This is a genomic window from Streptomyces sp. URMC 124 (assembly GCF_051386455.1).
Classification (GTDB): domain Bacteria; phylum Actinomycetota; class Actinomycetes; order Streptomycetales; family Streptomycetaceae; genus Streptomyces.
In genome coordinates, this window is the sequence record NZ_JBPQTS010000049.1 from 35,070 (window position 1) to 41,559 (window position 6,490).

The following is a 6,490-nucleotide window of genomic DNA, read 5'->3' on the forward strand; positions in this document are numbered from 1 at the left end:
GGAACCGCGCTCCTCGGAGCGCCCACCTGCTGCCGCTGCGCGGCTCTAGGGGATCGATGACTGAGTACGGCCGGGGCTCCGGCTCCCAACCGTGGCATCCTGACGACCCGCTGTACGGGGACCAGGGCTACAGCGGACAGCAGCAGCATCCGCAGCAGTCGCAGCAGCCTCAGTACGGTCATGACCAGCAGCAGTACGGCTGGGACCCCTCGCAGTCGCAGGGTGGTCAGCAGCAGTACGGGCAGCAGGGCGGCGGCGGCACGTACGGCGGTGGCCAGGGCGACTACTACGGCACGCCCGACGGCTATCAGCAGCAGCCCCAGCACCCGCAGCAGCCCCAGCACCCGCAGCAACAGCATCAGCAACACCAGCAGCATCCGCAGCAGCACGGTCAGCAGCCGCACGGCCAGCAGGGGCATCAGCAGCCCCAGGTGCCCCAGCAGCAGGCCCACCCGGCGCAGCAGCAGCCGCAGCACCAGGCCTACCAGCCGCAGCAGGAGTGGTCCGAGCCCGACGAGGAGAAGATCTCCCTCTTCGACGACCTGCCCCCCGCCACGGCACGCCCGGGCGAGCGGGACGACGAGCCCGCCGCCGGCGACGAGGCCGAGGACGACGAGCCCCGCGAGGAGCGCTCCCGCGGCCGCGACCGGCGCGGCAAGGGCAAGAAGCCCAAGAAGAACAAGCGCCGCAGCGGCACCGCCTGCCTGGTGGTCGCCGTGGCCCTGCTCGGCGTCGTGGGCGGGGGCGGCTACTTCGCCTACGACTACTGGCAGACGCACTTCGCCGCCGCCCCCGACTACTCGGGCGAGGGCTCCGGCGAGGTCAAGGTCGAGATCCCCCAAAAGGCGAGCCTCACCAAGATGGGCCAGGTGCTGCAGGAGGCCGGCGTCGTCAAGAGCGTCGGCGCCTTCACCGAGGCCGCGGGCAAGAACCCCAAGGGCGGGGCCATCCAGGCCGGCACGTACACCCTGCGCAAGGAGATGTCCGGCGCCGCGGCGGTCCAGATGATGACCAACGCGGCCAACTTTCTGACCATCGCCGAGGGCCGCCGTGCCGTCCAGATCTACGGTGCGATCGACGAGAAGCTCGGGCTGGCGGCGGGCACGACCCAGGGCATCGCCAAGAGCCAGGTGAAGGACCTCGGGCTGCCCGAGTGGGCGAACACCGACCCCAAGATCAAGGACCCGCTGGAGGGCTTCCTCTTCCCCTCGCAGTACAGCGCGGGCAAGGGCACCAAGCCGGAGACCATCCTCAAGCAGATGGTCGCGCGGGCCAAGGAGAACTACGCCAAGCAGGACCTGGAGGGCAAGGCCCGGGAGCTGGGCCTGAAGTCCCCGCTGCAGCTGATCACCGTGGCCAGCCTGGTCAACGCCGAGGGCATGACGCACGACGACTTCCGCAAGATGTCGCGGGTCATCTACAACCGCCTCAAGCCCACCAACACCGAGACGAACGGCAAGCTGGAGTTCGACTCGACGTACAACTACGTGAAGAACCAGAGCAAGCTGGACCTCAGCCCCAAGCAGCTGCGGGCCCTGGACAACCCGTACAACACGTACTTCTACAAGGGCCTGCCCCCCGGCCCCATCGGCAACCCGGGCGAACAGGCGCTGAAGGCCGCGATGGATCCCGAGCCGGGCGACTGGTACTACTTCGTCTCGATCAACGAGAAGACGACGTTCACCAAGAACCTGCAGGAGCACCAGAAGCTCGTGGACGAGTTCAACAAGAGCCGGAAGCCGTGATGAGCCAGTCGCAGGAGCACCGCCGGCGTGCGGCGGTGCTCGGATCGCCGATCGCCCACTCGCTCTCCCCGGTCCTGCACCGCGCCGCGTACGCGGAGCTGGGCCTGGGGGAGTGGACCTACGACCGCTTCGAGGTGGACGAGGCCGCGCTGCCCGGCTTCCTCGGCGGGCTGGACGGCAGCTGGGCGGGGCTGTCCCTGACCATGCCGCTCAAGCGGGCGGTGATCCCGCTGCTCGACGAGGTCAGTGACACGGCCGCCTCCGTCGAGGCCGTCAACACCGTGGTCTTCACGGAGGACGGACGCCGTCTCGGCGACAACACCGACATCCCCGGCATCGCCGCGGCCCTGCGCGAGCGCGGGGTGACGCGGACCGCCTCCGCCGCGGTGCTGGGCGCGGGCGCCACCGCCTCCTCGGCCCTCGCGGCCCTGGCCGGCATCTGCAGCGGCGAGGTCATCGTCTACGTCCGCAGCGAGGCCCGCGCCGCCGAGATGCGCGAGTGGGGCGAGCGGCTCGGCGTGGCCGTCCGCACCGCGGACTGGTCGCGCGCCGCCGAGGCCCTGGCCGCCCCGCTCGTCATCGCCACCACCCCGGCCGGGGCGACCGACGCGCTCGCCGGTGCCGTCCCCGAGCGCCCCGGCGCCCTCTTCGACGTGCTCTACGAGCCCTGGCCCACTCCGCTGGCCGCGGCCTGGTCGGCGCGCGGCGGCGCGGTCCTCGGCGGGCTGGACCTGCTGGTCCACCAGGCGGTGCTCCAGGTCGAGCGGATGACCGGCTGCTCCCGGGGCCCGCTGGCCGCCATGCGCGCCGCCGGCGAGGCCGCCCTCGCCGCCCGCGGCTGAGGAAAGCCGGCGGAAAGCCGGCGGGAAGCCGGCGGAAACCCGCCCCGCTCCTGACCGGAACCTGACGCAGTCCCTTCCCCAACGCGGACCGGAGGCCGGTCCGGCCCCCGCGGCATGGGAGGATCAGGAGTGGCGGGCCGGGGCCGCGCACCCGGACGCCGCAAGATCCGAGGCGCGCGAGCAAGAGGAGTCCCGTTGAGCAGGTTGCGCTGGCTGACTGCCGGTGAGTCGCATGGTCCGGCACTCGTGGCGACGCTGGAGGGTCTGCCCGCCGGTGTCCCGGTCACCACGGAGATGGTGGCGGACCACCTGGCCCGGCGGCGGCTCGGTTATGGCCGTGGCGCGCGCATGAAGTTCGAGCGGGACGAGGTCACCTTCCTCGGAGGTGTGCGTCACGGACTGACGATGGGTTCCCCGGTCGCGGTCATGGTGGGCAACACCGAGTGGCCGAAGTGGGAGAAGGTCATGGCGGCCGATCCGGTGGATCCGCAGGAGCTGGCGTCGATGGCGCGCAACGCGCCGCTGACCCGTCCCCGTCCGGGCCACGCCGATCTGGCGGGCATGCAGAAGTACGGGATCGACGAGGCGCGCCCGATCCTGGAGCGCGCCTCCGCGCGTGAGACGGCCGCCCGCGTCGCGCTCGGCGCCGTCGCCCGCTCCTACCTGAAGGAGACCGCGGGCATCGAGATCGTCTCCCACGTCATCGAGCTGGCGGCGGCCAAGGCTCCGCTGGGTGTCTACCCGAAGCCGTCGGACGTGGAGAAGCTGGACGCCGACCCGGTGCGCTGCCTGGACGAGGCGGCGAGCAAGGCGATGGTCGCGGAGATCGACCAGGCCCACAAGGACGGCGACACCCTCGGTGGCGTGGTCGAGGTCCTGGCCTACGGCGTCCCCGTCGGTCTGGGCTCGCACGTGCACTGGGACCGCCGCCTGGACGCCCGCCTGGCCGCCGCCCTGATGGGCATTCAGGCCATCAAGGGCGTCGAGGTCGGCGACGGCTTCGAGCTGGCCCGGGTGCCGGGCTCGAAGGCCCACGACGAGATCGTCTCCACCGAGGACGGCATCCGCCGCACCTCCGGCCGCTCCGGCGGCACCGAGGGCGGCCTGTCCACGGGCGAGCTGCTGCGCGTCCGCGCGGCGATGAAGCCGATCGCCACCGTGCCGCGCGCCCTGCGCACGGTCGACGTCACCACCGGCGAGGCGGCCCAGGCCCACCACCAGCGCTCCGACGTCTGTGCGGTCCCGGCGGCCGGCATCGTGGCCGAGGCGATGGTCGCCCTCGTCCTGGCCGACGCCGTGGCGGAGAAGTTCGGCGGCGACAACGTCGCGGAGACCCGCCGCAACGTCCAGGGCTACCTCGAGAACCTGGCCATCAAGTGACCACGCCCCTCGTCGTGCTGGTGGGCCCGCCGGGCGCCGGCAAGTCCACCATCGGCGCCCTGCTCGCCCAGCGGCTGGGCACCGGCTACCGCGACACCGACGCGGACATCGAGCGGACCGCCGGCAAGCCCATCCCGGAGATCTTCATCGACGAGGGCGAGCCGCACTTCCGCGAGCTGGAGCGGCAGGCCGTGCGCGCCGCCGTCGCCGGGCACCCGGGCGTGCTCGCCCTCGGCGGCGGCGCGATCATGGACGACGGGACCCGTGCCCTCCTCGCGGGGCTGCCGGTGGTCTTCCTCGACGTCGAGCTGGCCGACGCCGTACGGCGCGTCGGCCTCGACGCCCCGCGCCCGCTGCTCGCGGTCAACCCGCGGCAGCGCTGGCGCGAGCTGATGGAGGCCCGCCGCCCGCTCTACACGGAGGTCGCCCGGGCCACCGTCGCCACCGGCGGCCGCACGCCGGACGAGGTCGCCGACGCGGTGCTGGCGGCCCTCGGCCTGGCACCGCAGCCGGGCGACCGAACACAGGACACCACGCAGTGAGGAACGCATGACCGACGCCCCCACCCGCATCCAGGTCGCCGGCAGCGCGGGCACCGACCCGTACGAGGTCCTGGTCGGGCGACAGCTGCTGGGCGAGCTGCCCGGCCTCATCGGCACCAAGGCCAAGCGGGTCGCCGTGCTCCACCCCGAGGCCCTCGCCGAGACCGGTGAGGCCGTCCGCCAGGACCTGGCCGCGCAGGGCTACGAGGCCATCGCGATCCAGCTGCCCAACGCGGAGGAGTCCAAGACCGTCGAGGTCGCGGCCTACTGCTGGAAGGCGCTGGGCCAGACCAACTTCACCCGCACCGACGTCATCGTCGGCGTGGGCGGCGGCGCCACCACGGACCTCGCCGGCTTCGTCGCGGCGACGTGGCTGCGCGGCGTGCGCTGGATCGCGGTGCCCACCACGGTGCTGGGCATGGTCGACGCCGCCGTCGGTGGCAAGACCGGCATCAACACCGCCGAGGGCAAGAACCTCGTCGGCGCCTTCCACCCGCCGGCCGGCGTGCTGTGCGACCTGGCCGCGCTGGAGTCGCTGCCGGTCAACGACTACGTCAGCGGTCTCGCCGAGATCATCAAGGCCGGCTTCATCGCCGACCCGGCCATCCTCGACCTGATCGAGGCGGACCCCGAGGCCGCCCGCACCCCCTCCGGGCCCCACACCGCCGAGCTCATCGAGCGCTCGATCCGGGTCAAGGCGGAGGTCGTCTCCGGCGACCTCAAGGAGTCCGGCCGGCGCGAGATCCTCAACTACGGCCACACCCTCGCCCACGCCATCGAGAAGAACGAGCGCTACAACTGGCGCCACGGCGCGGCGGTCGCCGTGGGCATGGTCTTCGCCGCCGAGCTCGGCCGCATCGCCGGCCGCCTCGACGACGCGACGGCCGACCGGCACCGGGCGATCCTGACGTCCGTGGGCCTGCCCGTCACCTACCGGGGCGACCAGTGGCCCAGGCTGGTGGAGACCATGAAGGTCGACAAGAAGTCCCGCGGCGACCTGCTGCGCTTCATCGTCCTGGACGGTCTGGCCAAGCCGACGATCCTGGAGGGCCCGGACCCGGCGATGCTGCTGGCCGCACACGCCGAGATCGCGGCGTGAGCGGCGTGAGCGGCATGAGCGATCTCCGCAAGGTCCTCGTCCTCAACGGCCCCAACCTCGGCCGTCTCGGCTCCCGCGAGCCCGACGTCTACGGTTCGACGTCCTACAAGGGCCTGGTCGAGGAGTGCGCCCGGCTCGGCGCGGAGCTCGGCTTCGCCGTCGAGGTGCGCGAGACCAACGACGAGGGCGAGCTCGTCCGCTGGCTGCACGAGGCCGCCGACGGGTCGGTCCCCGTGGTCATCAACCCCGGTGCGTTCACGCACTATTCGTATGCCATGCGCGACGCGGCCGCCCAGCGCACCGCGCCGCTCATCGAGGTGCACATCTCCAACCCGTACGCCCGGGAGGAGTTCCGGCACACCTCCGTGATCGCGGCCGTCGCCAGCGGCACCGTCGCGGGCTTCGGCATCGGCTCCTACCGGCTCGCGCTGCGGGCCCTGGCCGAGGAACTCCCGGTCTCGGCCGGCTGACGCCGCGGCCGGGCGTACGGGCCCGGTTCCCGGTCCATACCGCCCACTTCGGGCACTTCCCGCCTTCCCCGGCCGTTCACCCCACGGCGGCCGGGGCAAGGGGGCGGGCCCGGTACTCTCCGGTACTCTCCCCTCCTGGCCGGCCTCGCGGCCCTTCACCACGCGCCAGTCGCCCGCACGAGACGGAGTGCCACCGGATGCAGCACGCAGTGGGAGCGCCGCTGCCACCGCCCCCTGGGCAGGGGCCGGGCAGCCGGCTGAACGGCCACCCGCCGGGCCACCCTCCGGCCGGTCCGCCGGTGGGGCCCCAGCCCGTACCACCCCTTCCGTCGGTCCCCGCCGCACAGCCCGTCGATCCCGCCCACGCGCTCGTGGCCGTGCTCCTCATCGGCCCGGCCGGCGCCGGGAAGAC

6 protein-coding genes and 1 pseudogene are annotated in these 6,490 nt (G+C 72.9%); all 7 read left to right on the plus strand.

The annotated features are described in order from the left end of the window. Nucleotides 1–56 precede the first annotated feature (56 nt). Entirely contained in the window at nucleotides 57–1,745 is a 1,689-nt protein-coding gene (mltG, locus tag ACSNOG_RS13360) for an endolytic transglycosylase MltG (RefSeq protein ID WP_436752842.1), read from the plus strand. Further along, nucleotides 1,745–2,587 carry a shikimate dehydrogenase gene (locus tag ACSNOG_RS13365; RefSeq protein WP_436752843.1) on the plus strand — a complete coding sequence of 281 codons (843 nt, stop codon included), beginning with the start codon at nucleotides 1,745–1,747 and terminating at the stop codon, nucleotides 2,585–2,587. The genes mltG and ACSNOG_RS13365 overlap by 1 nt, the downstream gene beginning before the upstream one ends. A gap of 195 nt (nucleotides 2,588–2,782) precedes the next feature. Then, nucleotides 2,783–3,967, plus strand: a complete 1,185-nt coding sequence (gene aroC, locus ACSNOG_RS13370; RefSeq protein WP_436752844.1) for a chorismate synthase — start codon at nucleotides 2,783–2,785, stop codon at nucleotides 3,965–3,967. Further along, nucleotides 3,964–4,509: a shikimate kinase gene (locus tag ACSNOG_RS13375; RefSeq protein WP_436752845.1), complete on the plus strand. Its 546-nt coding sequence runs from the start codon at nucleotides 3,964–3,966 to the stop codon at nucleotides 4,507–4,509. The genes aroC and ACSNOG_RS13375 overlap by 4 nt, the downstream gene beginning before the upstream one ends. Nucleotides 4,510–4,516: 7 nt before the next feature. Further along, a complete protein-coding gene (aroB, locus tag ACSNOG_RS13380; protein ID WP_436752846.1) occupies nucleotides 4,517–5,608 on the plus strand; it encodes a 3-dehydroquinate synthase in 1,092 nt (363 codons plus the stop codon). 14 nt (nucleotides 5,609–5,622) lie between these two features. Then, complete coding sequence (gene aroQ / locus ACSNOG_RS13385; protein WP_436752847.1) at nucleotides 5,623–6,078, plus strand: type II 3-dehydroquinate dehydratase; 456 nt, start codon at nucleotides 5,623–5,625, stop codon at nucleotides 6,076–6,078. Between the two features lie 197 nt (nucleotides 6,079–6,275). Further along, nucleotides 6,276–6,490: pseudogene (locus ACSNOG_RS13390) on the plus strand (hypothetical protein); the annotation flags it as partial.